A 25,564-nucleotide genomic window follows, 5' to 3' on the forward strand; every position below is an offset into this window, starting at 1 on the left:
AGCTGAATTCATATTCAGCTCTTTTTTGGAATTCTGATACAACATATACTTTTAAAATATTGTATTAATTGGTATGATTTATTTAATTAAAAAGGGATGATACAGTAAAGATTGTCCGGTCAATATTTTGAGGGTTTTGCTTAATCAGTATGATTTTTAATCCAATATTAAAAGCATTATCTAGAAGGAAATTTTAATTACATAGAGATAAAAAAAGCCGACTTACAAACGTCGGTTTTTAACTGTTACATAATGATAATATTTTTATAGAAAGGATGTTTTTTTTGGATTTTATATTAAATAATTGGGCTAGTTTTCTTAGTATTATTAGTTTTATTTTATCTTGCTTGGCTTTATATTTTAATTGGCAAAATACCAACATTAACAAGAAAAAATTTAAAAATGAGCAAGATGATAAAAAGAAAGCGATTATAGTTTGGGAAGAAATTAAAGGAAATAGTGCTCCAAAAGGTATCAAATCAATAAAAATAAGTAATACAGGGCAATCAGACGCCAAAAACCTCCGAATCCTTATCAACGATAGAGATATTGAAACAATACAGAAGAGCGACGAAAAGCCAGGAAATGAATATCCAACCCAGTACTTATTTGATGGACTAAAATTGATTAATGAAAAAAATAATTTCGTTCCAACTGAAGTTAGTGCGGGTTTATCAGCTACATTTAAAATTTGGGCTAACCCTTTAAGTGATCGATTAATTATTGTAAAGTTTATTTGGGATGATGAATTTGAAGAAGAAAGAGAAAAATCCTTTAAATATATACCTGGAAATACTAAATTAGCAAATTAAAATAAGCCGCCCACACAGGACGGCTCTTTTTTGTTAATCAAACTATTCTTTTGTTTTATTTCAACTACTCGTACCACCAGTTTCTTTCATTCATCCAAGTTGAAAATTTATCAAGTTCACCATTCAATAATACTTCAGCTTGTAAATATGCCAATTCAGTTGAAGATTCAAAGACAACTTTCCCTTTAGTTCCACGCCCATTCCTAGCGTTTGCAATTTCCTGGACCAGTGAAATACCACAACCACCTGATTTAACACATTGATTGATAGCCATTATTAGAAACAGCTTAATCTTCCACTTCTACAATTAATACATACTGCATATCAAATATAATTGGCTCTTTACTTTCTGTATCGACTGGTGCGGTATTACCTGTAATTGTCCCTATAACTACTGTTGGGTCGTTTGGATCTATCATTGGTAGTACTTTCACATTTAATGAACTTATTCCCGATCTAGAGTTTAGTGAAATACCATTCATCATTGTAAATGCCTGTTTTACTCTTTTGTCAAATTTTATAAAATCTTTGTAATAAAAGCGGTTTGGCTGCTCAGCATAATTTTGTTTATTACGTGCAATATCCATTAATCTAAACTCTAATGCCATAACTATTCCTCCGATAAGGTCTCTATTTTTTAATTTTCCGCTCACGTAAATTAGTGTGTGTCATTGTATAAAATTTTATTATTAATGAGACTATATTTTTGAGGAGGTGAACCATATGCCAGACAATAAAGATATTTTAATTTCTGAAAATAAAATTCCACATAAAAATTTAGAAAAAATCGAAATTTACACTATAGATAAAGGCTCCCAAAATTTCTGGGGATGTACAGAAGATCCAAAACCTTCTCCTAAACCTTCTGACGGTGGTGATGATGGTGGAAGTGACAGATAAGTTCTTACCCTTCACCTCTAGTCAATACACTTAAAGAAAAAATGACAATAACAAAAGCTACCCTAACAAAAGGTAGCTTTTATCCTTATCTCACATACACATAGGCTTCACTTGCTGTAATATAGTATGTTTTTTCTTTGCTATTGTGTACTTTATATTGCGGTGAACCATTTACATTTACTTTCTCATCAATTGTAAATCCTAATCCTGCATCTACAGAACCAGCCACATCTTTATCCTGCCAAGATGGAGCATCATAGAAACGTAGATTGTTAACTTTTGAGACAACACGCTTTCCAACAATAGAAGAATCTACTGTACTTTTCTTATTAAACTTCACATAAGATGGATCGTTCTTAATCCACTGATTTCCACCAAGATTTAACCAACCGTCTTTTTCAGCCCACACAATATAAGATTCTGGTTTGTTCAACTGACGAATCTTAGAATAGCTTGTACCAGGTCCTTTACGTAAATTAACGTTATAACCTTCAATATAAGCAATCCCATCTGTTACGGATGTTGGTACTTCCGCTGGTTTAGATGGCTTATCAGGAACAGAAACATCCACACTAGAATTATTGTATACTCGTTGTACATCTGCTCTAAATTGAGCTTCTGAAACGCCATGAGACTTTAAGTAAGCAATTGGATCTTCATGATCCGTACCGCCAAGGTAATGAGTTACATCACTATGTGTCCACAATCCTTTTTCTACAGATAACCCACGGTCACGTAAGATTTTAGCTAGTAACTTAACGTATTTGTCATAGCTGCGTTTGAATTTTGTGTAGTCCGCTGTTTCGCATAACTCTACATGTACAAAGCGTTTATTAGCAGCAGGACCGCCACCATAAGCAATGTATTTTGTATCAGCAATTTGGATTGTTTCATCCCAATCGACTGCATAGTGAACAAATGCATTCCTCCATGTTCGAGACTCATATTTTTGAATGTTAATAGCTGGAGCTTCTGGAGTTGCTGTAGAATGTGCTACAACGCCCTCATAAGCACCTACACCATAACGGTATGGTTGTTTCGGTAAATCAGGAATAATAAGTGTTCGATCAGCAAAAGCACTTGTAGCAAAAGAAACAACAAGTACTAGAATCATAAGTAACGAGGTAATATGTTTCATTGTCTTTTTCATTTAGCATCAACATCCTTTTTCATAATTTTTGTGTGGTCAAATAGTCCACTTGCTGATAATCCAATGATGATTCCTTGAAATACATTTGTTTTGATATCTCCGCCCAAAAATAAAACGCCTAGCACAATGCCAAGCGTTAAATTTAATAACGGAACATATTTTGTTTGTAATCCAATTGTTTTTCCAATTTGTGAAAGACCAACTACAATTCCAATCATTACAGTAATTTCAAACATTACATACCACCTCCTTTCATTAAGAAAGTGAGAATGCCACCAACAATTCCGCCAACTATAAGTCGCAAAATCCAGGTAGTATTGGCGCTGATTTTATCTAGCTGTTTGTTGATATTGATAATGTCTTTCTCGTTACCTGTTGTCCGCATTTCTAAACTTTTAATCTCTAAGCGAATGTCCTTAATATCTTGCTTTATTTCTTGAACATCGCTTCTTACTTCTTGTAACCCTTCCACTTTGACCACCTCATTTCAAAATAAAAAAGAGAGACAGTTATTTGTCCCTCTTTTGTTATAAAAGTCGTATTTTGCACAAAATAAAAAACAGCTTATGGCTGCTCTTTTTGTATGTTATTTTCATTAGTTGGTGTTGGCGGTTCTTGAGATGGATATTTACCTGTAAGTGATGCATAGCACTCTAAACAAATGTTCTTTTTCGCAAATCCCATATCTAGTGGATACAAACGAGCTCCGCGTTTACATATTTCACACAGCGTAGCAATCCGAAACTTTACGGTCCCATCCATTTCTCTCCATACTTCAACCCTGCTAACACCTTTTAGAAGACCTGCATTACTTAACATATCAGCAGGTATTTGAACAAAAATCCCTGTCTCTGTGCGCTCTGCATCCACCAGCCTCCCCACAAAAGGAAAGCCTTCACCTGCTTGAAGTGGCATCATTTGATTCTCATTCATTCTTATTTCTCCTTTCTATCCAAGTGCGTTAAATTTCCAACCACTTGGAGTACTTGTATAAAAACCAGCTCCAGCATTACCGTCTGTAAAACGAATATGCCCCCATTGTTGGAATCCACCGCCACCTAAGTTAACTCCCTGCATTGCTCGTATATTCCTAAAGATTTTAACTTCTTTTTCAGTACTTATATCAAACGTTTGTCCGTCTGGTGCTGGAGATATATTGTTATTCACACCACCTACAGCAAGTGCGTTAAACGGCTGAATACCATCTGCTCTTTCTGCTGCAGCACGATCCCAATTATACATAGATGCATATTTGCCACTGTATAACGTTACACCACTTACACAAATCGCTGTCCCTTGTCTCATGTCAGCATTTCCAGAACAAACTTTAATAATCAATGCGTGTTCTTGTGGAATATAGTTTGTCGGGACTTTGAAAGTAAAAGAATACCTTCTGATTTCTCCGTAAAATGTAGACGGCTCAGGGAAGTCCATCTTTTGTTCACTCAATATGTCGTAACTAACGTTGTCTTGGAATTTAACGCAACACACGTGTATTCTCGGTTTTCCTGTCTTTCGCACGCCATTTATCATGGCAGTTCTAAAGTGTGCGGATGCTGTATATTCGTTACCAGGATGTATACCATTATTCACGATTGCTTCTGGATAGTTATACATATCTACCCTTGCAGCATTCACCATTTGCTCGTAGTCAAATATATGTGTATTCTTTTCTATTACGACATTTCCCCATGACTTCCAAGTAAGACCATATCCACCTTCAAATCCATAATAATCGTTATGTCCGATATTTTTCTTTGTAACACTAGAAAAGTCTGGATCTGCTATTAGGTTTCGTCTTGATACCGCAGTTGTTTTTGTGCCCCATTCGTCTTGGAATAGGAAATCTAGCATTTTAACAGTTACACCATCTTTATCAATGGTTATCTTATCACCATCAATTCTAATAAGATTTGTGTCAATGCCTTTTGTAGTTAACCATTTGACTATGGTATCTGCATTAATGTCCAGTTTTGCAGCATTAATTGTAATTTTTCCAGGAGCCATATTAATGGCAGTAACGATACCATCCTTTAAAATCTGTGCAAGGATTCCTTCATCTAATACCTGTAACTTAGATTCCGTTTTCTTTACATAGGCATTATAGGTCTCATCAATAAAACTTTCCTGTTTTTTGGAAATGATAGTAACGCCTTCTTCATTAGTAGCGATACTTCTTTCTAATTCGGTTACTTTTTTATCGTAATCTTTAGTTGCTACTCTATTAGCAATATCCTCTATCATTTTGTCAGCATCCGTTTGATCTTTTGGATGTAGCCAAAATTCTGTAGCTATAGTGCCACGTTGTAACATAGGTGCAGCACACCATAAACGCCCATTTCTTGTAACGTAATAACGCCATCTCACAAACGCTGCATTGGCTGGTGCTTTATCTGTACATACAGCACGAACCCATGTATGATTTACAACCTTGATATTCGTTCTAGCTGTTTTAATGCGAGTTTTTTTGTCAGCAGTCCACCATTCAATTTCAATAAATGCACCAACACTATCAATAGGTGTTTTCCCATCGGTATTGAAATAGCCTGATGCCACAAAGTCTTCGTTAACCTGACACTCAATGAATTGACTTGTAAGTCCCCACCAACGATCTTGAGTCTGGCCAGTAACGGTAATTGCAAATGTATTCATGCCTTTGTATTTTAAATTCGTATCAACAGATCCAGTTGCTCCATTACCACTATTCCAAAACCAATATTTTTGCCCTAGCTTAAAATCAGCATCACGTAACTCGTTTACAGTACCTAAACCACCTACATAATTCTCAACATCTTTTATTTCTACTTTTCCTTCCAGAGCTTTTGCAGTAGTTTCCCAACCTGATTTGGCCTCTTGTAACTGCTTACCTTGAGCGGTTTGTATTTCTTGCACACTAGTAACACTTTCTTTAATACGGTCTGCTGTTTTCTCTACAGTAGTAACACGTTCGCTAAAATCAACTTGTGTTTTTTCTACTGTTTTAATACTTTCTTTAATTCCCATCACACTTTGCTCTAGCTCATATGTTGACTTGCTGAAGTCTGTTGGAACGGAACCTTTTTCTAGTTTAGCTTTCTTGAAACGAAGTTTCTTACCTTTTGAATTTTCATTTCTTTCAAATCTTAATCGCAATCCCCATCCAGTTGCTCGTGCATCAACCTTAAATGTAAATGATCTCCTAGACCAATTAGCGACAGTTAATCTATTGTACAAGTTTTCTGTCCACACTCCATTAATAAATTGGAATACAATTAGATCAATTGGAACGTCGTTTTGCATATCGATACTGAATGTCATATCTTTCGCTTTTTCAAAGTCTCCCATTTTAGTATTATCTAAATGGAATTGATAGAAAGAGTCAGTATGATCTGTACATTCTACGATTATGTAATCCTCAGAGAACGCTTGACCAGCCTTGTTGACTTGTGCGCCTCCAGACATTCCAATTGTTTGCGGCTTTTCGTTTGGACCTGTATGGATTAGCCAGTTTTCAACGCCTACAGTACGAGCCTCAACCTGTTCTAACTTTGTCGAGATTTTCCCAGCTTCTGCTTTAATTTCAGTTGTAACTTTGATAAATTCGTTACTGTCCGCCTGGTCTTCAGGTGCAGGTCTCCACGGATAAACTTTTTTAGTTAGCGATAGCATAGGTGAAGTTTGTTGGTATAAAGCACCTTTAGGTATTGATTCAGCTTCAAATCTATATACAACATTTGGATCAGTGGCATCAGAGCCGACGGGAATTGTTACCGAAACCCTTTTCCATTCTCCATTAACTGTTGTTCTACCAGCACCGTTAGGAAAGAATACTTGTGTAGATTCTCCACCTATCATTCTAGCTGTTACAGAAAATGTTACTGAGTCACCAATTTTTATTTTCCCTCGCTTAATTAATTCACTGGGTTTAACGGCGATACCTTGCCATTCTGTATCTGTTTGCGCGATAGCATTTCCATTGTACGTATCTTTGATGACAGAAAGGCGCCCACCTTTTAAAGATAACTCTTCGTTAGTTGTTAACGTCTTAGTTCCTCTTACAAGGTTGATAACATCACCATCAAGGTTATTTACATTCTTTTCGATTCGTTCAATGGTTTGCTTTGTTCCATTTGCATCTTGTTCCACTTGATTTAACTTTTGGATAGTTTGGGATGACGTTTTGTTGATTTGTTCAATGGAACTGGAAATACCGTTAATGTTTTGTTCTGTTTTTACTACGCGATCAGTAATCCCACTTTGATCTTTTTTGATATCAGATACAGTATTATTTAATCCTTCGACACCTTTTGAAGTTTCAACAATCGTTCGACTCATACTTTCTTGAGTACCTTGTAAGCTTTTAATTGTCTCTTTTGTTCCCTTTTCACTTTCTTCAAGCGTCTTAGTTACCTGACTGACTCTTTCTTGTTCTCCTTTAACAGCATCGAAGTCTTTTTGTAGATTATCTGCTTTCGTTTCAGTTTCTTTAACCCTAGCATCTAACTTTTCTGCACTAGCATTAATCTCTTTTTTTACCTGTTCCAACGTTTCTTTCTTAACCGATGCCACATCAGGAATAAGGAGCTCCCAATCTTTCCCGTTCCATACTTTTAAAACACCAGGTTTACCGTTACTAATATCTCGCCATATCGTCTTACCAATTTTAAGATTCGTTGTTGGCGGATTGACAGCTTCGATAATTTCCACGGTATTATTTTTTAGATTTTCTTGAACTTTTTCGGCTAATTCTTTTGCTACCTGACTCTCTTTTTGAGCTTGTTCGGCTGTCCCTTTCGCCTCTTCTGCTAACTTTTCTAGTTGTTCTAATAGTTCTTTATTAGCTTTATTACCTAAAGAAGCAAGTACTCTATTGTATAATTTTCGCATTTCTTCGTTTGGATCGGTAATTTCACGATAGTCGCCAAATACATATTGATCTTGTGAAGGGTCTGTAAATGATTCATCACCAGCGATAGCGCGTGCTTCTAAATACAGTTTAGGTGTAAATCCAGTATCTTTAATTCGGATTGTATCACCTTCATTTATCAATTCGTGAGCTAGTCCAAATATACGTCCAATACTTTGCGCTTGAACTTCGTAAGAAACAGATGTATTAATACGTTTCTTATGTTCAATTTTCATAAGAGTCAGTAAACGTTCTGGAGTTATATCTTGTTCTGTCTCCGGAGTATAGAATCCGAATTTATGCTTTCCACGCTCATTCCATCGTTGGAACGCATCATTATCAATAATGTAAGGAAGTCCATTATTGATTTTTTCAATTGTGATAGGTTTATCACCTTCACCTCGTACAAAACCGACAAGTGCTGTGCAAATATCCCTTGAATGCTCAATACGTCTCACACCAACTAAATCTTTTTCTAGCACTACTTCTTTTTCTGTTTCTTGACCACGTTTCTTTATCATATCGACATACCAGCCAGTAATTTGAGAACCCACTACTTCGACACGATATTGGATTTCTAACTCAAACAAAGTAGCGATTTTCTTTAAAAAAGTGAGCGGATCTATAAATTCATCAATAGTCATCGTATGGAATGAAGAATAATCCGTTTTTCCACGTTTCCATTTCGAATCCGCAAGAGCAATATCAATAAACGTATTAACTGTTTCGCTCTCTATGCGTTGTGGTTTAATGAACCCATCTTTGGCTATTTGAACCCAGGCGCCAGAAGCATGTACAGTAATCGTTCTATCATTAGATTCTTTTTCTACTTCATTATTGATAACATACGGAACAATACGACCATCACGTACTTCCTTTAATACTAAGTTCTGTTGTTGTAATGTAACTGCATGTGGAGTTCCATCAAAAGTTTTAAATTCTAACATATCAATGTTGTTTTTGATTTCCCAATGGCGTTTATCATTCCAATAGTCCTTTGATTGAATGACTGATATAATCTGATCTGTTTTGAAATCAACAACATGAAGTATCCCACTTGGTGTTCTCATCTAAATCGCTCCCTATATTTAACCTTTGCTGTTCCTATATCGGAAGGCATGATTTCAAGTTTATTAGTACCTTTATTGATAACAGGAAAATTACTAAAAATATCTTTTATGTTAATAGCATTTTTCCCTTCAATACTGACATGACTGTTTTCTGTATCAATCACAACTTTGTCACCAACATCGGCTATATAAGGCGGTGTATTTTGATTATTTAAATTCACTTTCCAAAATTTCAAATCAGAAACTGTCATCGCTTCTACTGGCGGAACATCTTGCCACTGCATGATACTAATCTGTATTTGAGCTGCTTTTTCCATATGTTTATTGTCTTTATCAGTCCATCTTGCAAAGCGCTCTGAATCATCTTTTTCTGTTCCAGGAAGAAATTTTGAAATATAAGCCTCCCAATCATTACCGGTTCTAGCGATCCACAACCTACCATAATACTGATTCCATGTATTTGGATAATCACCACTCTCATAAATTAAACCTGTTTTTCCAGGCTTATTATCATAGCCAATTACCATCGTTCCAAAATTTTGTTCAGCTTGCCAATAGAGGTCATTCATAGCAATTTTTGAAAGAACTTTGCTGTTTTCATCGAGTATCGCTATCTCAACTCGTCCCATTTCATTGATCTTTTTACTTTTACATGTAACGTGGGCTTGCATAATAAAATCTTGTACTGGCCCACCAGGAATACTCTTCTTAACAGCCGCGCCATGCCATCCATTACCCGATCCATAATCCGAACAATAGAATTGGTAACGATCTGTTTTCATTTCACCAACTGGATTACCGTCTTCCATAGAACTAACCTTACTCCACCCTACAGTTGTAGACATTTCATCCCATATAAGACGTTGGTTTCTTTCTACAGGCAATTGCTCCATTTTTAATGGCATTCCAATACGGAAATAATCCGGCTCCTTTGAATATTTATCTTCAAACCATACATCTAAAAAAGTATGTGGTTTTGTAATATCAATTTCAATAATCGGATTTGAATGCACAGAGCCTTTGTTTTTGACATTGGCAATTAACCCTCGACCGTCATTTTCAAAATCAACTGTTTGCTCATTTCCTAACTTATACGGCATAGGACAAATAAATTTCAAAGTGCCTTTTCCGATATCCACAAATTTATCAACATCAAAATCTTCATCTATAACTGCCATATATGTTCTATCAGGCATTACATCAAAAATCAGTTCTGCTGGATTTTCAGTAATAAGCCACTTCGCTATTTCTTCTTTTAATGTTTCTAAATTTGTACCATTTGGAACAACAATCCCCACAGGTACAGGAAGAGGACGGGTTTCGGTATCTGTACTTAATAACCTTGCACCTGGATATCCGGGGGTTTTCAGAAAATTCCTCCTTAAAGGCGCCCATGTCGGAGGATTCCATCCTCTTTCAATATGAATATAACTTTTTCTCTCTCCATTAAATTCAAAGGAACTCATTGTCTCCCTCCTTTTACACAAAAGAAAAGAAACCCAAATCTAAAAGACTGAGTTTCTTGCTTGTGCTCTATTTTGATATTCAGTTACATACGGATGGCTCACACGCGCTATTTCCCTTCCTTCTAGTATGACCGGAATTTCAATATAAGTAGGTTCTGGTTTTATATATGGTTGCTTATCTGGATTATCATTGTCAGGTCTGTATTGTATGACATTCGGATTGTCAGACAACACTTCTCTCCACCTAGAAAGATTACCAACATCGTGGATTGAAAGTCCTTCAAAGCGTTCCATTTGACGTCCAATTTCTCTTACCATATCACGCATACTTTCAGGGATATGAGTGATCCAATCATTTTGCCAATCTCCATCTACAAAGATTGCATTAAAATACTTTGTTAGTGGGTCATCACCTTGGAAACTAAATATTTCTTCTGGTTTTATACTCCGAATACTATCAATAGCTCCAGATACTGTATTTTGCAATGCATCCCGCACAACAGAATATTGCGTTTTAATCCCTTCTGCAATTCCACTTGCCATTTGAACGCCTGTAAATAGCATTTTATTTGAACTGCTACCTAACGCTAATTCATTTACTAAAGCATTATTTGCCCTTGAACCCAGCGTACGACTCTCACGTTCAGCCATATAAGATCCTTTTTGAATACCTAGAGCAAACCCTTCACTAAAAGGTTTCCCACCCTGATCTCTAGTTAGCTTTGACGGTGAGTTCACATTAAGTGTAGCCTTTAACGCTTGGAATGCTCCCCATGCTAAACTAGATGCTACATTTTGTACATTCCATTCACCATTAGAAATACCTTTAGCAAATCCACTAGAAAATGCTTCACCGGGACTCACTGAACTAACGCTTTTCAGACCAGAATTACCACTTTCCGCTACATTAGAACCACTCGATCTCGCTTGCCCTTTTGTATCTTCCATACCTTGAGCAAACTGGCTACCACCTTTTTGACCTTGTGGAGTACCATTGACTGTATTAAAACCAGCATGAGCTGAAGTAACGGCTTCTAGAGCACTTCCTCTGATATAACCTTTTTGATTTACAATACCACTCCCGAAGCCTTGTCCGCCTTGATTACCTGCTGGGTTACCATTGATTGTGTTAAAACCGGTATGAGCACTAGCAACCACTTGCAAAGCGCTCCCCCTGATATAACCATCTCGACTTATTATCCCTTGCCCTAGTTCGCTGCCACTCTTACTTCCACCACCACCATCTGTAGTACTTCCCATAATACCCTCTACGGCTTGTTTCTTTCCTGTTGCCGCATTCTCAGGAGCTGTATTACCAGAAATACCATTAGCCTGCGTTTGACTGATATCAAATCCTACTTGTGTTAAATCTAACTTCGCTCCATTTTCAACTAGTAAAGCAATTGCTTTTGCTGCTAGTTCAGCGTTAATGGAGCCATTTTGCATACCTTGAACAAGTGTCTGTACATTAAATTGTCCTGCTTCACCAAGATCTACTTGAACATTACTTTTAATATCTAGCCCCATAGTCTGTGCGACTTGTGGTAAAGATAATGCCCCAATCTGCATTCCATTAATTAAAGTTTGAATGTTATTCTGACCTTCTTGAGTAGCGTCAACATTCATTCCGTTTTTAACGTTTTGTTGAAAGAATTGGAATACAGTATCAAAAGATAAAGTCCCTGTTTGAAGTCCTGTAATCCACGAGTCCATTGTCATTTTCCCGTAGATTCCTAAATCAATTGTGGTATTACCTTGCATATTTTTACTTAGGAATTCTCTTACTTCACCAGTATCTTTTGTTTTAATACCATCAATCCATTTTTGGATGGATTCAATACCACTTTGTGATAAATCCACTTTATAAACTTCTTTTAATTTATTAGCATTTGCGGTGGCTACAGCTGAAGAATCTAATTCACCCTTTTGAAGCTTCTGTAAGAATGTATCAATTGTGAATTGTCCAGCTGGTCCTAAATCAATTTTCATTTTGCCATCAATTTCTTTTGCCATTGATTCGGCTAACAATCTAGATGATTCTGTACCCTTTTGTAATTCAGAAAGATACATTCCTATACTTTCAATTTTAGATTTGCCATATTGCAATTCGTATCGAAGCAATTTATCTTGATAATCTTTTTCAGCTTTCTCCTGATCACTTCTAAAGCGTTGTTCCAAATCAGCCGATTTTTCACGGAATCCATATGCCGCTTTGAACCTTTCGCCCCACCCCTTATCTTCTGCTTCTATCCTTTTAGCTTGTGATGCCAAAACTTCTGAATCTTCTTCCTTCATATGTTGCTGTAACACTTTAAATCCATCATTTCTAATTGTCTGCAAGTCATTTACATGCTTCGATTCATAAAGTGCAATAGCATCTAATGTTGCTTTTCTTTCTTCCGGTTTAATTTCACCTAATTTAAACGCTTTTTCTACATTTTCGCGCCAACCTTTGGTTTGCTTTTCTAAAGATTTAACACCATCTTCATATACCTTTATGATGCTTTCAAACCGTTTTTTGCCAGCATCTAAAGATAGCATCCCTCCAGATTCAATTTCTTTCGAAATAGACGTGATTTCCTTTGCTTTTGTGTAGAATTGTTGAACATTTTTATCAGCAACCTGTAATGCTTGTTCGAATTTTTGAGCGAAATCCTTTGGCATTTTCATGGTATCTCCTTGATACCTTTTAATACCCTCTTCCAAAATCTTTTCCGCTTGTGTAGCAACTTCAATCTCTTTATTAATGGATTCAATGACATTATTTTTCACTTGTTCTAGGGTTTGTTTAGCACCCTCAGGAACAGTTCCCATCAACTGACTAAACATTTTATTGAATTCGCTTTTCTTTCCTTCTAACTCTTTAATAACTTCATTTGTCATTCTTTGAAAAGCTTTAATGGTTTCGTCCGCTGCTTTATTTGCTTCTTCACCTGTTTTAATTTTTAAATCCATCATGTTATTGATAGCTTTATCTTTTAAATCCACATAAGCACCAGCTGCTTTACTCGTTGCGTCACTTACTCTTTGACCAAACTTATCCATATCAGTTTGTGCCTGTTTGGATTTTTCGTTCAGATCAACTATTGCTATACCTAGCGCCCCTACAGCAAGAACCGCTCCAGTAATAGCTAAAGCAATCGGGTTTGCTAATAAAGCACCTATTCCCATTGCTAAAAATCCTACAGCTGTTGTTACCCCTGCTATTCCGAAGGCCAATAAAGCACTTTTTGCAATTATTTGTTGTGTCGATTCATCTAAATTATTAAACCAATCTACAACACCCTGAACACCAGATACTACATCAACTAAAATAGGTAATAACGCATCACCAAATGACTTTTTAAGAGTATCTACAGCACCACTTAATTCTTCAATTTTTCCTTTTGTTGTATTCATCTTTGTCTCAGCAACTTCTAATGCTGTTACCTTTGACATTTCCGTATACATATTTTTCACACCATCTGAGCCCTCTTTATAAAGAATATTAGCGGCACGAATAGCATCAGAACCAAACAATGTATACATGTACGACTGTCTTTGCTCAGCCGTTAGCCCTTGCATTGCCATTTGAAGAATTTCTGCAATATCGGACATTTCTTTCAAATTACCATTTGAATCGAAAAAGGCATTTGTCATAATACCCGTTTCAAAAGTTAATTTTTGAAACGCCTTCTCTGCTTTTTCAGATCCAACCTTCACACCAGCTTGTTTTGCTGCGTACTCAGATAAAGCACCAGTTACATCTTTAAATGAATTTGAAGTTGGTTTAATCCCTTTTTCTCCAAGAAACTGCATTGCTTTGCCAGTATCGATTGTTATTAATCCCAAATCACTAAACATATCGTAAGCTTCATTAGATTTTGGAATTAAGTTTGCTAACATTGTCTTCAATGACGTACCTGCATCGGAACCTTTTAAGCCATTCTGTGCAAATAAAGCTAATGCCGTTGTTGTATCTTTAAAACTAAGTCCCACACCAGCTGCAACCGCTGAAACCATTGATAACCCAAACTTCATTTCTCCAACACTAGTTGCTGAAGCATTTGCTGCACCAGCTAATAGATCAGCTGCTTGAGCTACTGATAAATTATCATCCTTAAATGCATTTAGAGCTGTAGAAGCAATTTCTGCTGCATCCCCCAATTCTAATTCCCCAGCTGTCGCTAAGTTCAAGGCACCCTCTAAACCGCCATTAATAATGTCTGTTAGGCTTACCCCTGCTTTAATTAGCTCTTCAATACCTTGTCCTGCTTCAACAGATGAATATTTTGTTTTTTCTCCCATCTGTACTGCAAGTTCGCTAATTTTCTTCATTTCATCGCCAGTTGCACCAGAAACTGCTTGAATATCAGCCATCTTCTGCTCGAAATTCATAGATTCCTTTACAGCCATCGCAAGTCCAGCACCAATAACCCCAGTCATAGCTGCAAAGGTAGTACCGACCTGTCCACCTACATCTTGCATTTTATTTCCTGTATCGCGCATCCGTTCTCCGGTACGATGAAGACGATTTTGTTGCTCGGCTAATTCACGGTTCGTTTCTCTTATTTCATTTTGAATTCTCTCTTGAACTGTTTCAGCACGATTCATAGCAATCGTATTGTTATCAATTTGCGTATTTAATCGTTGAAGCGCTTGACCGTTAGATGTGTATTCAGCTTGAAGTTGTTTTAATTCTTGCTTTAATTGTTTGGCTTCTTGGGAATTACGTCCGAAATTTTGTACAGCCTGATCATACTGTGTTTCAAGACGTTCCATCGATGCCGCCAATGTTAAATTTGAAGCTTGTAATTGCTCTTGTTTTTGTCGTGCCTGTTCAATTTTTTGACGATAATGTTCTACTTTTTGGCCTTGTAAGGTGAATTTTTCATTCAAATGAGTTAATTTGTTTTGTAGCTGTTCAACAGAATTCCCAAGTAATCTAGCTCGTTCGCTTGTGAGATTGAATTCTGAATCTAACAAACGTAAACCTCGGTTAATTCCTGCAACTCCATTTTCAAAACGTTGGGTGTCAAGTGTGACCCGCGCGCCAATCTCCATATCTCCAGCCATTTATCTCACCTACCTTTATAACCAAGCTGGTGCTTGATCTGCTGTTCGTACTACTTTTCTATCTTCTTGTTTTTTCTTATAGGCTAACGTTTTAAAGAAAAGTACTAAATCCATCTGATTAATATCCGCTTGGGATATACCAGAATCTTGTAACATGCTATATATACCAAGCATCATTTCTATGGGTTTGAACGGTTCCTTTTGTTCCTCGTTCTCTTTTTTTTTGCTGAATTCGTCTTAGACTCTATCGCATTGATAACTGCGACAGCCTCAGCGATACGACCTACAATCGCTAGACAAATTGCATAGATAGTTGATGTTAAAAACCAAATGTGTACTCCCTCAAGGAACTCTTCCTCTGTAAATCGATTTCCAAACACTTTAACAACAAAATGTGTAGCTTCTTTTAGCACATCAAAACGAACATTTTCAACATTTAATTTCTCAGTCCATTCAGCTGCTTCAAATCCGTCAGTAGACGAAATATATGTTGGTAAAAAGAAAGTTTTTTTACCAGTGGGTAGATTTAAAACCAATTTAAACGATTCTGTCTTTTGATTGTCTTGCATAATTGAATCTCCCTTCATAAATAAAGGGCACAGCATTATGCCGTACCCTTTTTATAATTTTATTTGCTAAGTGATGGCGCTGTTTCTGTTGGTGGTGTTGGAACTGTTTTAAACCAGTTCGATGCAACAGTTGAATCGTATCCAGTTTCTTCTTCATCTAAACGATGTCTCCAGTTTCCATCTGAACGTTGGATCGCTTTGCATTTAATTTTAGCTGATTGGAACGTCGGTTTGTCTTCAGCTGTCTTGTGTTCATCTTCAGGAATTTCAAACTTCGTTTTGTAGTAGCAATAAAAACGATTTTTCCCATTATCTTTTGGTAAACGATATAATAACGCTACATATGGAGCAACATCATTTACATTATCAATTACCTGACCTTTAATTAGTTTCTTTCCTAATAATTCAGCGTAAGTAGATAGTGAAATATCCGCTGTTTCTAATTCAATCTCCACACCGCCAAAGGCGCTTGCTGTTGCTAGTGGACCTCCTTCTGCGTAGAACGTTACAGATTCATTTTTAGGTGAAGCCTTGCCACTTACTGCATCTCCAATTTTCTTAGGTGCTGCATACGTAAACTTACCATCTGGTGTTTCTGTCAAAATCGCATAATGTAAATCTCTAAAATCGACTGCAATTGCCATATTTGTTTTCCTCCTAAATTTTTAATTCTGTACGAAACCTCATACCATAATGATAGATTTTCGTATCGGGTTCATATAAATTTGCTGTTGTAATACGCTGAAATCCTATTTTTTTCATAGAAGTGTTTACTGCTTCTTTTAAATCACCCTTAACAGGGCTAAAAGACCAAATGTCTACTTGAAATAAAATAGTGCTAGTAGATTCCGCACCCTCCGCGTATCTCCTAGCACTATTATCTAACTCAGAATAAGTAATCCATGTTTTTCCGTTATCGTCACCACGAATCATATTGTAGATATATTCTCCACCAATTTTTTCTACAATAAAAGGCGTTGTAAGTGCACGTAACACATCTCTTTCTAAGAACCTCATACGATATTCAATGCCGTTGCAAAGACATTTCGCATCTCATGAACTGCCTTTACTTCCGTGTGAGTTACTGTCTTCTCAATAAAGCCTTTATGTGGTGGATGTGGCATTTTACTTGTTCCCCAGTTTTGGAATTTCATATAAAAGTGTGGGGAATTATCATCTCTTTCCCACCCCACACTAATTGATTTGACTCCATTTCTAGTTTTTATTTTTCCGACAAGCACCTCGTCCTTTGCATGTTTACCTGTTCTCCATGATTCTTTTGGTGAAGGTGGCTTTGGATGTGTACTTACTGGGCTTTCTATCTCTAAAGCATCCCTTACTACCTCAGCACCTTTCTTTAATGCTGAGTTTTCAATTGTTTTTACACTTCTTCCTAAAGCTTCAAAACGCTGAATTGCTTCTTGTATTCCAAAGGTTGTTACTTCTGCCATATAGATCGCTCCTCGCACACCAAGCATGTCTCATGATGTTGTTCATCAACATCTACAACAGCTTTTATTTCAAAGAGTCGGTCATCATATAAGACTCGCATTTTCGAATCAATTCCCTTACGAAATCGCATAAAAAATTTCACTGTACGTACGGCATTTTCAGTATTTCCAGCGAATATTTCATAGTTAAATCCCTTTCCGAATGGTGTTTTTGCTCTTGCCCAAACATTGACAACATCTTTCCATTCTGGTGGAATTGGATTCCCTTCTTCATCTTTTTTATTTGCAATTTCCTTTTGAATTGTTATTCGTTTATTTAATTTACTTGGATTCATGATTATCACCGTTATTATAGTCCCTTAATTGTAATATGGTAGTTTCTAATGACTGTTTTAACGCAGGGACATTTAATGATTTATCTTGATTCTCATAGTTTAATAAAACATGTGTAATTACCGCTATTTTGTAAAGGGCCTTTTCACTTTCAGGAACACCAGAACCTAGTAAAGCTTCTTTTGCTCCATCGATTAGAAGTTGGATAACTGTATCCTCTTCATTCCCATCAATTTTTAATTTTCCTTTTATAAGCTCCAGCATGCTATCACCTACGATCCTGAAGCATTTGTTTTCACTGATAATTCAACGCTTAACGTTGAACTTAATCCGTTATTCCCAACAGCTTTTACTTGATAAGAATATGTTGTATCACCTGTTAATCCTGTATCTTTATAGGTTGTTGCTACTGATGTTCCTACTTGTTTGCCATTACGTAATATTTGATATTCTCTAATGCCCCCATCATACACAACAGGAGACCAACTAATGTTGGCCGTTGTTACTGTTGTAGAATCAACTTTTAATCCTGTTGGAGTTTGGGGTGGATTAGGGTGTAGTCTGTACTTCCGCAATACGGAATGCGGATTTCAGTTTGATTTTATGATCAAACCAAGCTGTTAACACAAATAGTTCAATACCCGTTTTCACATCTTTATCGCGATCATAAATCATATTTGGATCATAGTTGAAGTGGGAATATCGAAAATCACCCACAATAGGATTCACTGCTGAATCACAGAACTTAACTGGTTTTCCTAAAACTTGTTCTGGTTGAGCATTATATAAAGTAGCACTGCCATTAGCAAGCGTTTCAATTATGTCTAAATAATCTGCGTAGCGCATTTTAATAGTTGCATTTGCACGGAAGTCCTCATGTAAATCTGCAACTGCTGACTTAATAGCTTTATATAAAGTTGCACCTTTAACAGCTTTAATGCCAGCTTTATAGAATGACATAGACTCTTCCCCAGATTTAGGTGTTGTAGCGAATGCCACTTTCTTCTCTTTTGCTGCTAAACCACTTTCTAACGCCTGATCTACAGTTTGCACCAAGTTTGTATCTGTTGCTGCTAAAATAGTTTCTGAAATGGGTACAAACACCTTGAATTTATTACGTCCGAAGGTTACAACATCACCTTCCGCTTTTAATTCCTTTGCTGTTTCTGTATCAGCAATAAAATCATCATCATCTAATGTAAATGTAACTTTAGGAATTTCAAGATTCGTTACACTTGTAAATGTAGATACTTCCCTTAATGGATTTTTAACGAATGGTTCATGTAATAATTCATTCGTCATTGTACTTGGGAGAATTTTTTCTCCACCTGTTGAGTTCTTATCACCAAGAGCTGCTCGTGCTTCTTGCGATAAAGTACCACCGCGAATTGTAGCGCGAACTAACTCTGCTTTCGCTGCAATTACCTTTTGCTTTGGATCTTCAATAGATTGTAAACCAGTTTGAGTTTGAAACTGTGCTTTTTGTTCAGCTTCCATCGTGTCATGTTGTTCTTTAATTACATTGAAGCGCATTTGAAGATCTTTCTTAGATTGTTGTAACGTTTGTAGACTTTCCATGGTTGCGGATGGATCAATTGCCTTCTGAGAAAGTTCACTCTCTACTTTTTGGAGCTGTTGACCAATAGTAGATAAATTTTGTTTTAATTCAAATAATGTATTTTTTGAAAAGTATTGAAAGTTACCAAGAGATAATCGAAATTTATTTTTCATTTTCATGAATGAATTCCTCCTAAAATTGTTTTTATATAGTCCGCATTAGCTTTCGCTTCTTCGGCAATTTTTTGTCGTTCTAACATTTCGTTTGATGATATGTTAGCTTGTGCATTAACTAATTGTTGTGGAATATTTTTGTATTCCTTCATCCACTTTTCATCTAGACATGCTGCTGCATTATTTGCTGAAATAATTTCATCACAAAGTCCATACCCCATTGCTTCTTCAGCTGATAACCATGTCTCTGCATCTAGTAATTGTTTTAATGTATCTTCATCTAACTTGTCACCAGCACGGGTTAGATAGTGTTGTACCATCGATTGGTTAATACGTTCAATATCATCCGCTGCTTTACGTAACTGATTGGCATTTCCTGATGCATATGTCCATGCATTGTGTATCATCATCATTGAATTAGCATACATAATAATTTTATCTGAAATCATTGGTAATACTGACGCACATGAAGCGCCTATTCCATCAATATAAGAGATAACCTTCGCCTGATGCCTTTGTAACATTGCGATAATAGCCATCGTTTCAAAGACAGATCCACCTGGACTATTGATGTAAAGGTTAATCGTTTCAATATCGTCACCTAATTCATCAAGTTCATTTTTGAACGTAATAGAAGATACTTCTCCATACTCTTCCCATGCATACTTTGTAATTTCTCCATAAATAAAAACATCGGCCGTTTTACCATTGGCGGATGCTTTCATTTGGAAAAACTTATTCTGTTTGTTCTTTGCCACCGTTTTTCACCCCCTTCCGTTGAGTTGGGTCCATATCAATCGGATATAAATCACCACTTACCCAAAGTTTTGAAGCATTACCACCCACAGGCGTTTCATCTTCTTTTTGACGAACATCATCTTGTGATAACCATCCACTCCTAATTGCGGCTTGGTAATAAGCTGTTCTTGAAGCTGTATCACCTCTTAACAGCCCTCCAAGGTTGAATTTAAAGTAATGGCCTTCTTGCCGTTCTTTTTTATTTAGCAACTTACGATTCATTTCTTGCTCATACTGACGAACAATAGGAGTCAGAGTCATTTGAACAAACTGAATCATCAACTGTTCATTACTGCTGTAACTTTGTCCTTCCGTGTCATTTAAAAATGTAACCGGAACATTAAAAACGTTAGCAACCCGTGAACGAGTAATTCGTTCTGATGCTAACGTATCTGAAGCGAAGTATTTCCGCTCCATTTCTTCTATATTCACACCTGGTTCCCTGAATAAAATACCACCATTCTCTTGATAGAATCGTCTAAAATCATCAATGATTTTTTGTCTCTTGTCATTATCTACCTGTGTTGCATAATCCAAAATAAAACTATCTTTCTTCTGCATTTCTGACAAACTAAATTCTTGTACTGCCTTATCATATTCAAGAGTATTTTTCAATACATCAATTGGACAAATACCTTTCCATCTTGAAATACCTGTGATGTGTTTGACATGAAACATGTTCATATTGTGGATGTAATATGTACCTTCAATCCCACGTACCTCATACCACAAATTATTATCATCAGTGTTTAAAAAAGGCGTTACATAAGCGGATTCAATAGGGATTAATGATTCCACTTGAAATCGAATGTCACGGATAATAGCTGCATATCCATTTCCAGTCTCATTTCTTGAAACTTCAATTTTATTTATCCATTCAAATCCGGTCATGTTTGGATTAGGTTCATTCATCACAACATCAGACACTTGGTTAAAAACCGTGTCATAATCCTTGTAAAGTTTTAATGGCAAAGATGCTACCGTATTAGATAATCTGCTAATCACACTAAAAATCGTCTCATTTGTAGCTAACTTCGCATTATCAATACCCCAAAACTTCCTTCCAAACCATGAAGTGAAGTCATATCCAGCACCTTTCCATCCCAATGAAGCTCCTTTAATTGCCCCCTTAACACGATTAATCAATTTCAATTTCTCACCGCCCTTCTATTTAAAAAGATCGTTAACTGATATAAATTCAATATTTCCATCACCTTGTAATTGAGATAACATAGGGATTACTTCCGTATGAGCGTTTAAAAACGCTGCAAAGCCATCAATCTTTCGATATTTACTCTGTTTAGATGGTAAAAAGTTCCCATTTCTGTCTTCCACAAGCTTTACATTGTTCATATACCAACGGAAAAGACGGTTTTTATTACTGATTATTTTTCCATCCAACAACAATTCTTTTACATCCTTTAATGCTGGGCTTAAAGTTAAATGCCCTTGTCGAACTGGTTCGGTTTTAAATCCATATGCTTTCAAATCTTCATTTAAACGGTAAGCATTGGCTGGATCATAAGTGATTTTCTTTATGAAATAGTGTTCAGATTGTTCGACAAACCAATCATACACATACTCATATTTCACATACTCACCAGGTATAATAGTGAGCCAACCTTTGTCTTTAAATTCTTTAAAACTAATATTCTCGTTATCACGATCAACTTTAGCTTGAGGAACCCAACTATGAGATAGCACAAAAACATTCCCATCCTCTAAAGGGAACTCTAAACAGGCGCTTGTAAAATCTTCTGTTGCAGATAGATCATAACCCGCAACGCATTCTTTACCTGCTAATGCCTTTATATCAATAACTTCTTCGTTTCTTTTTAATATCTCAATACCCACAAAGGACATTTCATCATTATCAACAAAGATGTTAAATTGTTTTGTAATCCAGTCATTCTTTTCTGCATCTGTATGCTTGTCTGTATTCCAGTCATCAATAAGCGATGGAAGATCTAGCGAAACTCCCATATTAGGATTTGCTTTAATCCATAGTTCAGGATTCTCAATTTCATCCACACTATCCATTTCGGCCATGAAATAAAACTTTCTATCTTGGTCGATAACACCTTCCAAAACATCAGTTGCAATTTCATAGTATTGAACAAGTGGTCCTTCAAGCTGATATCCTGCTGTAGTAATATAAACAATCATTGGTTGTTTACGTGCACCACGTGATTTTTTAATAACATTAATTAATTTAAAGTTTTTAAATTCATGTATTTCATCAAAAATACCAAGGTGTGTATTTAATCCGTCTAGTTTCTTACTATCTGATGCACGAGGTTCAATTTTAGAATGCGTTTTATCATGGAAAATCCCTTTCTGATTTTCGCGTAAATGCTTCCTAAGAAGCGGTGATTTTTGAACCATTGCACGACTTTCATCAAATAATTCCCCAGCTTGTTGTTTTGTATTTGCCAAAACATAAACACGAGCGCCTGGTTCATTATCTTTAGCAACAGCATAATTAGATAAGCCAGAAATCATTGTAGTTTTTCCATTTTTACGTCCAATAAAAATAAGGCCCTCACGAAAGCGCCTATAACCTGTATCTTTATGAATCCATCCATACAAAGAACCTATAACAAAGTGTTGCCACGGTTGAAGAACCAACCTTTTATAATCACCTTTTGATGGACGACAAAACTTTTCTATATATCGTATAGGTCGATGCGCTTTTTCTTCATCAAAAACCCAAGGGAACTCCTCAGTCCCCTGTCTCCTCAAATCGTTTAGATGACGTTGACAAGACAAGACATTTTTCTTACTAGCTATTATGTTTCCTTTCACAACTTGTTCTGCATACCAAGTTGTTCTTAGTTCAGGAGATGGATCTACCAAAATATTAAAATGCTGTATCTGTTCATTTCGCCACTTTTTATACCACTTAGCTATTTCAGAGGGCTTAGAAGTTGTCGTAATCATCATCAGAATCTCCAGTTAGCTCTTCCTGAAGCTTTTTTCGGCTTGCCCCAGTTAACCCTAGCTCCCCTAAATATTGTCGAATCTGCTGTAAATATTTAGGTATCTCTGGAATTAAAGTATGCTTAGTTAGATTTGTAGCGCCAGCTTTATTTGTATACTCCATTGTCAGCCCTTCTTTTTTAACATTGGCTGCCATCTCCCTAAACATTTGATAACTGAAAGCAATCGCTTCAACTACAATTGGATCATTGATATCAGCCTTCCCTTCAACTTCTAAAACAGACCAAATACGAATCCAAGTATCTTTTCCTACCTTTTTTAAATGCGTAGGTGGTTTCCTCTCAATCAATCCTTTATCCACGATATCACCCCACTTACATTTTATGGATAAAAAGTGCCTGTTCGAAAATAAAAAGCTCTTATTTCTAGGCTTTACCCCCCTTTAGAAACATCACTTGCGCTACCCACGAAGGAGGCGTCCGGTCTGGGCGGAAACGGCTCTGAACAATAAAAGGAGGGGGGCTATATGAATTCTTTGTTCGCTTTTATTTTTACGAACTTAATCTTTCTTTTATTTTTCTTTTTTCCCCCACCCTTTTCAGGATGTTCTTTGTTATGACATGCATTACATAAACTAATTAAGTTATCTAATGTTAACGCAAGTTCAGGATATTCATTTCTTTCTTTGATATGATGAACCATATCAGCAGGTACTGGTATTAATGGATCATGCTTCATGCACTCTTGGCAAAGGTAGTTGTCTCGTATTAACGCTAACTCCCTACACCTTCGCCACGCTGTGCTATCGTAGAACTTCTTCGCTTCTTTATCACGTTTATATTTATCGTAGAACTTTCGTTGTTGTGTTGTTTTATTTTCAGTCATCACTTTGAACTATCGTTCGAGCTACAGCTTTACCGTCAAGACATAATTCAACGGTTTCAGCTTCTCCTGTATACTTGTTCATAACCTTTTCTAACCTCTCAAACGCACTTACACACTCGTTGATGGCTAATGTAAGTTCTTCAATATTTGCCTTTGCTTCTGTCGTATCAATATCGATGTGAGCTGAAACAATATTTTGTTTTTCCATTCTTCAACACTCCTTAATAGCTATTTGTTTAATCCTTATTCTGCTGATAATCCTAACTCACGTTGAATTCCTGAGAACGAATAACCATATGCATATCCAACAATACGAATACCCGAAGCATATCTATGCTCTAAATCCTCATTGTACGTCTTCTTGTAATAATCCAATTTTGATTCAATGTTATGTTTATCATTAATAATTACTTCATCGTTAGGAAATCCATCCATTTCAATCTGAACAGCTACATAATTGGCCTCTTCAGTTAAAGCCTCGTTAAAACACTTTCCTAAACCTTCTAATGTTAAATCCATTTTTTATCCTCCCTCAAAATAAAAAAGCACCCAATTGGATGCTTCTCTCTCAATTATTCAATTATTTTTTAATTGTGGTACGTGAAGTTTTATTCTTTTTCCAATTACCTAATGTTGTTGCATTCATCTGTATCAACATTATTAAGTAACTGGAAGAAGAGCAAAAGCTCTCCTTAATAACGGTATCATTCAATCATTACCATCTGCTGGTTTCGGATTTTATGTGCCGTCATTACGAAACCATTTAGACAACATATAGATTATAAAGGAATCTTTATGAGTTGTGTTTTCCGCCACTTCTCACAATACAAATATATCATGTTAAAAACCAAAACGTGTCCGTAAATAGTTCACAGATTGTCCGCAAATAGTTCGCATTTTTAGTTTAACTTTAATAACTGCTTGATATCTTTCTCATTTAATAGCTTAACTATCCGGACCTCTCCAGCTATAAGATATTCTACCTTACTATTATCTAAAGATTCTCCATTCCAATATCTCTCAGCTTTTTGCTTAACTGTATTTAAAGATAAACCTTGTCCATTCACAAATGATGCATCTCCTTTGAATACCTCACCTGCTACTTGAATCTCAGCAACTTGATATTTCGGATGTTTAAATTCTTCAATCCAATATCTCAATCCTTCCTTTGAAGTGGCAAATAAGCATTTATGTCTTGATGGTAAAGAAGGGAAACTTTCTTTTCTCACTTCTTCAAAAGTAGTCTCCCTCGCAAAGTGCCAATAATATCCTAACAATCGAATTAAATGAGCATGATCACTCGAAAAAGAAATATCATCTTTATAATATGGTGCCATGAATGGATTTAATTCTTTTCCACATGGAATTATTTCTCCCTGTTTCATCTCTTTATGTATTTCTGTATTCCTTATATGATACATTTTCTCCACAATTACCATCTCCTTTATATCTCTCATTTTATCAAAAAAAAATATACTTTTTCCTCACCTTTTTTGATAGTTTTTGCTATTAATGATTC

General features: G+C 36.2%; 27 protein-coding genes and 1 pseudogene. 2 read left to right on the forward strand and 26 right to left on the reverse strand.

The window, feature by feature from the left end:
• Window positions 1–284 precede the first annotated feature (284 nt).
• Window positions 285–812 carry a hypothetical protein gene (locus MR160_RS14230; RefSeq protein WP_242297607.1) on the forward strand — a complete coding sequence of 176 codons (528 nt, stop codon included), beginning with the start codon at window positions 285–287 and terminating at the stop codon, window positions 810–812.
• A gap of 64 nt (window positions 813–876) precedes the next feature.
• Here the strand turns inward: MR160_RS14230 and MR160_RS14235 are convergent.
• Both MR160_RS14235 and MR160_RS14240 read right to left on the reverse strand, forming a co-directional pair.
• Window positions 877–1,074 (reverse strand): annotated as a pseudogene (locus MR160_RS14235) (N-acetylmuramoyl-L-alanine amidase C-terminal domain-containing protein); the annotation flags it as partial.
• Window positions 1,075–1,099: 25 nt separating this feature from the next.
• Window positions 1,100–1,420: a hypothetical protein gene (locus MR160_RS14240; RefSeq protein ID WP_001162672.1), complete on the reverse strand. Its 321-nt coding sequence runs from the start codon at window positions 1,418–1,420 to the stop codon at window positions 1,100–1,102.
• A 115-nt stretch (window positions 1,421–1,535) separates the two neighbouring features.
• On the opposite strand from MR160_RS14240, the gene MR160_RS14245 reads away from it, so the two are divergent.
• Window positions 1,536–1,712 (forward strand): hypothetical protein, encoded by a 177-nt coding sequence (locus tag MR160_RS14245; protein WP_002162537.1) that lies wholly within the window; start codon window positions 1,536–1,538, stop codon window positions 1,710–1,712.
• An 85-nt stretch (window positions 1,713–1,797) separates the two neighbouring features.
• Here MR160_RS14245 and MR160_RS14250 read toward each other — a convergent pair whose 3' ends face one another.
• From MR160_RS14250 to MR160_RS14365, 24 genes are all read right to left on the reverse strand, one after another.
• Window positions 1,798–2,862, reverse strand: a complete 1,065-nt coding sequence (locus MR160_RS14250) for an N-acetylmuramoyl-L-alanine amidase (RefSeq protein WP_242297609.1) — start codon at window positions 2,860–2,862, stop codon at window positions 1,798–1,800.
• Window positions 2,859–3,098: a hypothetical protein gene (locus tag MR160_RS14255; protein WP_000461725.1), complete on the reverse strand. Its 240-nt coding sequence runs from the start codon at window positions 3,096–3,098 to the stop codon at window positions 2,859–2,861. The genes MR160_RS14250 and MR160_RS14255 overlap by 4 nt, the downstream gene beginning before the upstream one ends.
• Window positions 3,098–3,334 carry a hemolysin XhlA family protein gene (locus MR160_RS14260; protein ID WP_000398738.1) on the reverse strand — a complete coding sequence of 79 codons (237 nt, stop codon included), beginning with the start codon at window positions 3,332–3,334 and terminating at the stop codon, window positions 3,098–3,100. The genes MR160_RS14255 and MR160_RS14260 overlap by 1 nt, the downstream gene beginning before the upstream one ends.
• 92 nt (window positions 3,335–3,426) lie before the next feature.
• Window positions 3,427–3,795, reverse strand: coding sequence for a hypothetical protein (locus MR160_RS14265; protein WP_061654353.1), 369 nt, complete (start codon window positions 3,793–3,795; stop codon window positions 3,427–3,429).
• Window positions 3,796–3,810: 15 nt separating this feature from the next.
• A complete protein-coding gene (locus MR160_RS14270; protein WP_242297611.1) occupies window positions 3,811–8,817 on the reverse strand; it encodes a phage tail spike protein in 5,007 nt (1,668 codons plus the stop codon).
• The gene (locus tag MR160_RS14275) at window positions 8,814–10,283 is read right to left on the reverse strand and encodes a distal tail protein Dit (RefSeq protein ID WP_242297613.1); all 1,470 of its coding nucleotides are present in this window, start codon (window positions 10,281–10,283) and stop codon (window positions 8,814–8,816) included. Before MR160_RS14275 ends, MR160_RS14270 begins: the two co-directional genes overlap by 4 nt.
• A 39-nt stretch (window positions 10,284–10,322) precedes the next feature.
• Window positions 10,323–15,338, reverse strand: coding sequence for a phage tail tape measure protein (locus tag MR160_RS14280; RefSeq protein ID WP_242297615.1), 5,016 nt, complete (start codon window positions 15,336–15,338; stop codon window positions 10,323–10,325).
• 15 nt (window positions 15,339–15,353) lie between these two features.
• Complete coding sequence (locus MR160_RS14285; protein ID WP_078404646.1) at window positions 15,354–15,494, reverse strand: LysR family transcriptional regulator; 141 nt, start codon at window positions 15,492–15,494, stop codon at window positions 15,354–15,356.
• 23 nt (window positions 15,495–15,517) lie between these two features.
• Window positions 15,518–15,907: a phage tail assembly chaperone G gene (gpG, locus tag MR160_RS14290; protein WP_242297617.1), complete on the reverse strand. Its 390-nt coding sequence runs from the start codon at window positions 15,905–15,907 to the stop codon at window positions 15,518–15,520.
• A 59-nt stretch (window positions 15,908–15,966) separates the two neighbouring features.
• On the reverse strand, window positions 15,967–16,551 hold the full coding sequence (locus MR160_RS14295; protein WP_000952022.1) for a major tail protein: 585 nt from the start codon (window positions 16,549–16,551) through the stop codon (window positions 15,967–15,969).
• A 13-nt stretch (window positions 16,552–16,564) separates the two neighbouring features.
• Window positions 16,565–16,924, reverse strand: coding sequence for a structural protein (locus tag MR160_RS14300; RefSeq protein ID WP_242265613.1), 360 nt, complete (start codon window positions 16,922–16,924; stop codon window positions 16,565–16,567).
• Window positions 16,921–17,358: an HK97-gp10 family putative phage morphogenesis protein gene (locus MR160_RS14305; protein WP_242265616.1), complete on the reverse strand. Its 438-nt coding sequence runs from the start codon at window positions 17,356–17,358 to the stop codon at window positions 16,921–16,923. Before MR160_RS14305 ends, MR160_RS14300 begins: the two co-directional genes overlap by 4 nt.
• A complete protein-coding gene (locus tag MR160_RS14310; protein ID WP_242297619.1) occupies window positions 17,346–17,693 on the reverse strand; it encodes a phage head closure protein in 348 nt (115 codons plus the stop codon). Before MR160_RS14310 ends, MR160_RS14305 begins: the two co-directional genes overlap by 13 nt.
• Entirely contained in the window at window positions 17,680–17,955 is a 276-nt protein-coding gene (locus MR160_RS14315) for a head-tail connector protein (RefSeq protein ID WP_000891191.1), read from the reverse strand. Before MR160_RS14315 ends, MR160_RS14310 begins: the two co-directional genes overlap by 14 nt.
• Window positions 17,956–17,963: 8 nt before the next feature.
• Window positions 17,964–18,266: a fibronectin type III domain-containing protein gene (locus MR160_RS14320; RefSeq protein WP_242297621.1), complete on the reverse strand. Its 303-nt coding sequence runs from the start codon at window positions 18,264–18,266 to the stop codon at window positions 17,964–17,966.
• Entirely contained in the window at window positions 18,241–19,428 is a 1,188-nt protein-coding gene (locus MR160_RS14325) for a phage major capsid protein (protein WP_242297623.1), read from the reverse strand. Before MR160_RS14325 ends, MR160_RS14320 begins: the two co-directional genes overlap by 26 nt.
• Complete coding sequence (locus MR160_RS14330) at window positions 19,425–20,180, reverse strand: head maturation protease, ClpP-related (protein ID WP_242297625.1); 756 nt, start codon at window positions 20,178–20,180, stop codon at window positions 19,425–19,427. The genes MR160_RS14325 and MR160_RS14330 overlap by 4 nt, the downstream gene beginning before the upstream one ends.
• Window positions 20,158–21,372 (reverse strand): phage portal protein, encoded by a 1,215-nt coding sequence (locus MR160_RS14335; RefSeq protein ID WP_242297627.1) that lies wholly within the window; start codon window positions 21,370–21,372, stop codon window positions 20,158–20,160. The genes MR160_RS14330 and MR160_RS14335 overlap by 23 nt, the downstream gene beginning before the upstream one ends.
• 15 nt (window positions 21,373–21,387) lie before the next feature.
• Window positions 21,388–23,160 (reverse strand): terminase large subunit, encoded by a 1,773-nt coding sequence (locus MR160_RS14340; protein ID WP_242297629.1) that lies wholly within the window; start codon window positions 23,158–23,160, stop codon window positions 21,388–21,390.
• Window positions 23,141–23,521, reverse strand: a complete 381-nt coding sequence (locus MR160_RS14345) for a phage terminase small subunit P27 family (protein WP_000357492.1) — start codon at window positions 23,519–23,521, stop codon at window positions 23,141–23,143. The genes MR160_RS14340 and MR160_RS14345 overlap by 20 nt, the downstream gene beginning before the upstream one ends.
• Window positions 23,522–23,682: 161 nt before the next feature.
• Window positions 23,683–24,045 carry an HNH endonuclease gene (locus tag MR160_RS14350; RefSeq protein ID WP_242297631.1) on the reverse strand — a complete coding sequence of 121 codons (363 nt, stop codon included), beginning with the start codon at window positions 24,043–24,045 and terminating at the stop codon, window positions 23,683–23,685.
• Complete coding sequence (locus tag MR160_RS14355) at window positions 24,038–24,253, reverse strand: hypothetical protein (RefSeq protein ID WP_098015084.1); 216 nt, start codon at window positions 24,251–24,253, stop codon at window positions 24,038–24,040. The genes MR160_RS14350 and MR160_RS14355 overlap by 8 nt, the downstream gene beginning before the upstream one ends.
• Before the next feature lie 35 nt (window positions 24,254–24,288).
• Window positions 24,289–24,564 (reverse strand): hypothetical protein, encoded by a 276-nt coding sequence (locus MR160_RS14360; RefSeq protein ID WP_098015085.1) that lies wholly within the window; start codon window positions 24,562–24,564, stop codon window positions 24,289–24,291.
• A gap of 380 nt (window positions 24,565–24,944) precedes the next feature.
• Window positions 24,945–25,466, reverse strand: coding sequence for a DUF2441 domain-containing protein (locus MR160_RS14365; protein WP_242297633.1), 522 nt, complete (start codon window positions 25,464–25,466; stop codon window positions 24,945–24,947).
• Window positions 25,467–25,564: the final 98 nt, after the last annotated feature.

The sequence above is a fragment of the Bacillus cereus group sp. BfR-BA-01382 genome (assembly GCF_022663475.1).
In the GTDB taxonomy this organism is placed as follows: domain Bacteria; phylum Bacillota; class Bacilli; order Bacillales; family Bacillaceae_G; genus Bacillus_A; species Bacillus_A thuringiensis_S.

Excerpts from the sequence above, each read along its gene's own strand:
- MR160_RS14285 (WP_078404646.1), bottom strand. The coding sequence starts at position 15,494 with ATGTTACAAGATTCTGGTATATCCCAAGCGGATATTAATCAGATGGAT.
- MR160_RS14355 (WP_098015084.1), bottom strand. The coding sequence starts at position 24,253 with ATGGAAAAACAAAATATTGTTTCAGCTCACATCGATATTGATACGACA.
- MR160_RS14360 (WP_098015085.1), bottom strand. The coding sequence starts at position 24,564 with ATGGATTTAACATTAGAAGGTTTAGGAAAGTGTTTTAACGAGGCTTTA.
- MR160_RS14270 (WP_242297611.1), bottom strand. The coding sequence starts at position 8,817 with ATGAGAACACCAAGTGGGATACTTCATGTTGTTGATTTCAAAACAGAT.
- MR160_RS14265 (WP_061654353.1), bottom strand. The coding sequence starts at position 3,795 with ATGAATGAGAATCAAATGATGCCACTTCAAGCAGGTGAAGGCTTTCCT.
- MR160_RS14365 (WP_242297633.1), bottom strand. The coding sequence starts at position 25,466 with ATGTATCATATAAGGAATACAGAAATACATAAAGAGATGAAACAGGGA.
- MR160_RS14310 (WP_242297619.1), bottom strand. The coding sequence starts at position 17,693 with ATGAATCCAAGTAAATTAAATAAACGAATAACAATTCAAAAGGAAATT.
- MR160_RS14280 (WP_242297615.1), bottom strand. The coding sequence starts at position 15,338 with ATGGCTGGAGATATGGAGATTGGCGCGCGGGTCACACTTGACACCCAA.
- MR160_RS14240 (WP_001162672.1), bottom strand. The coding sequence starts at position 1,420 with ATGGCATTAGAGTTTAGATTAATGGATATTGCACGTAATAAACAAAAT.
- MR160_RS14275 (WP_242297613.1), bottom strand. The coding sequence starts at position 10,283 with ATGAGTTCCTTTGAATTTAATGGAGAGAGAAAAAGTTATATTCATATT.
- MR160_RS14350 (WP_242297631.1), bottom strand. The coding sequence starts at position 24,045 with ATGACTGAAAATAAAACAACACAACAACGAAAGTTCTACGATAAATAT.
- MR160_RS14315 (WP_000891191.1), bottom strand. The coding sequence starts at position 17,955 with ATGCTGGAGCTTATAAAAGGAAAATTAAAAATTGATGGGAATGAAGAG.
- gpG (WP_242297617.1), bottom strand. The coding sequence starts at position 15,907 with ATGCAAGACAATCAAAAGACAGAATCGTTTAAATTGGTTTTAAATCTA.
- MR160_RS14300 (WP_242265613.1), bottom strand. The coding sequence starts at position 16,924 with ATGAGGTTCTTAGAAAGAGATGTGTTACGTGCACTTACAACGCCTTTT.
- MR160_RS14295 (WP_000952022.1), bottom strand. The coding sequence starts at position 16,551 with ATGGCAATTGCAGTCGATTTTAGAGATTTACATTATGCGATTTTGACA.
- MR160_RS14340 (WP_242297629.1), bottom strand. The coding sequence starts at position 23,160 with ATGATTACGACAACTTCTAAGCCCTCTGAAATAGCTAAGTGGTATAAA.
- MR160_RS14245 (WP_002162537.1), top strand. The coding sequence starts at position 1,536 with ATGCCAGACAATAAAGATATTTTAATTTCTGAAAATAAAATTCCACAT.
- MR160_RS14305 (WP_242265616.1), bottom strand. The coding sequence starts at position 17,358 with ATGGCAGAAGTAACAACCTTTGGAATACAAGAAGCAATTCAGCGTTTT.
- MR160_RS14325 (WP_242297623.1), bottom strand. The coding sequence starts at position 19,428 with ATGAAAATGAAAAATAAATTTCGATTATCTCTTGGTAACTTTCAATAC.
- MR160_RS14250 (WP_242297609.1), bottom strand. The coding sequence starts at position 2,862 with ATGAAAAAGACAATGAAACATATTACCTCGTTACTTATGATTCTAGTA.
- MR160_RS14255 (WP_000461725.1), bottom strand. The coding sequence starts at position 3,098 with ATGTTTGAAATTACTGTAATGATTGGAATTGTAGTTGGTCTTTCACAA.